Annotated in this window: 1 protein-coding gene; it reads right to left on the bottom strand. The window is 73.5% G+C overall.

Annotation, left to right across the window (positions count from 1 at the left end):
• A partial coding sequence (locus IH80_RS40380; protein WP_037882415.1) for a condensation domain-containing protein occupies positions 1-702 on the bottom strand: 702 nt, incomplete at both ends.

The following is a 702-nucleotide window of genomic DNA, read 5'->3' as shown; positions in this document are numbered from 1 at the left end:
GTGCCGAGGAGTTCGCGCTGCCAGAGGGTGTAGTCGGCGTACTGGACCGGGAGCGGGGACCAGGCCGGGGCACGGCCCTCCAGCCGCGCGGCATAGGCCGTCTCCAGGTCGCGGCCGAGCGGTCCCATCGAGGTACCGTCACCCGCGATGTGGTGCAGGAGCAGCAGCAGGACGTGCTCACCGGGACCGGTGCCGAACAGCGTCACCCGCAGGGGCGGTTCGGCCGACAGGTCGAACACGTACCGGGCGGCGTCGCGCATGGCGGCGCGCAGTCCGTCCGGCCGGCAGGTCTCGCGGTGCAGTTCCAGGGCGACGGCGTCCGCGCCGAGCACCACCTGGGCCGCGGTCCCGTCGAACTCCCGGAACACCGTCCGCAGGCTCTCGTGCCGGGCGACCACGTCGTTCAGCGCCTGCTCCAGGGCCCGGGCGTCCAGCTCCCCGGCCAGCCGGAAGGCCACCGGCACGTTGTACGTGGCGTTCGCGCCCTCCAGCCTGTTGAGGAACCAGAGGCGGTTCTGGGCCGGGGACAGCGGGATCCGCTCCGGGCGCTCCACCGCCGTCAGCGCGGTCCGCGCTGACCCGGCCCGCATGATCCGGGCGTCCAGGGTGGCGACGGTGGGGGCTTCGAAGAGGGTGCGGAGGGGGAGTTCGGCTTTGAGGGTGGTGCGGATGCGGCTGATGAGGCGGGTGGCGAGGAGGGAG

This window comes from Streptomyces sp. NRRL S-378 (genome assembly GCF_000720645.1).
Classification (GTDB): Bacteria; Actinomycetota; Actinomycetes; order Streptomycetales; family Streptomycetaceae; genus Streptomyces.
This window is presented reverse-complemented; position numbering and strand designations above follow the sequence as displayed.